At 54.5% G+C, this 1,196-nt stretch carries 1 protein-coding gene; it reads left to right on the top strand.

All coding sequences use genetic code 11. The features are described from left to right. Nucleotides 1-3 precede the first annotated feature (3 nt). Nucleotides 4-1,194, top strand: coding sequence for an elongation factor Tu (gene tuf, locus B9Z46_RS15005; protein ID WP_055359481.1), 1,191 nt, complete (start codon nucleotides 4-6; stop codon nucleotides 1,192-1,194). Nucleotides 1,195-1,196 lie beyond the last annotated feature (2 nt).

Genomic DNA, 1,196 nt, shown 5'->3' with positions numbered 1-1,196 from the left:
GAAATGGCAAAAGAGAAATTTGAGCGGACAAAACCGCACGTGAACGTTGGCACCATTGGTCACGTCGACCACGGCAAAACAACATTGACAGCTGCGATCACCACCGTGTTGGCAGCCAAGTTCGGCGGCGCTGCTAAAGCGTACGACCAAATCGACGCAGCCCCTGAAGAGAAGGCTCGCGGTATTACGATTAACACAGCGCACGTTGAGTACGAGACAGAAAACCGTCACTACGCACACGTTGACTGCCCAGGCCACGCCGACTATGTGAAGAACATGATTACTGGCGCGGCTCAGATGGACGGCGCTATTTTGGTCTGCTCTGCTGCTGACGGCCCTATGCCCCAGACACGTGAGCACATCTTGTTGGCTCGCCAAGTGGGCGTGCCTTACATCATCGTTTTCTTGAACAAGTGCGACATGGTGGACGACGCCGAGTTGCTCGAGTTGGTGGAAATGGAAGTTCGCGAGTTGTTGTCCAAGTACGACTTCCCAGGCGACGACACACCGATCATTCAAGGCTCAGCCAAGCTGGCTTTGGAAGGCGACAAGGGTCCTTTGGGCGAAGAAGCCATCATGAAGTTGGCAGCAGCTTTGGACTCTTACATCCCTACGCCTGACCGCGCAGTGGACGGCTCTTTCTTGATGCCTGTTGAAGACGTGTTCTCCATCTCTGGTCGCGGCACAGTGGTGACTGGCCGTATCGAGCGCGGCATCATCAAGGTTGGCGAAGAGATCGAGATCGTTGGTATTGCTGATACGCAAAAAACCACATGTACAGGCGTTGAGATGTTCCGCAAATTGCTGGACCAAGGTCAAGCTGGCGACAACGTGGGTATTTTGCTCCGCGGTACAAAGCGCGAAGACGTGCAGCGCGGCCAAGTGCTGTGCAAGCCCGGTTCTATCAAGCCCCACACACACTTCACAGGCGAGATCTATGTCTTGTCTAAAGACGAAGGTGGCCGTCACACGCCCTTCTTCAACAACTACCGTCCTCAGTTCTACTTCCGTACGACTGACGTGACAGGCGCGATCGAATTGCCAGAAGGCAAAGAGATGGTGATGCCTGGTGACAACGTGTCGATCACTGTGAAGTTGATCAACCCGATCGCCATGGAAGAAGGTCTGCGTTTTGCGATCCGCGAAGGCGGCCGCACTGTGGGCGCTGGCGTTGTTGCCAAAATCATCGCTTAATT

The organism is Limnohabitans sp. Hippo4 (assembly GCF_003063605.1).
Classification (GTDB): Bacteria; Pseudomonadota; Gammaproteobacteria; order Burkholderiales; family Burkholderiaceae_C; genus Limnohabitans_A.
Note: the sequence above shows the minus strand (reverse complement) of the source record. Positions and strands in the feature narration are given on the sequence as shown.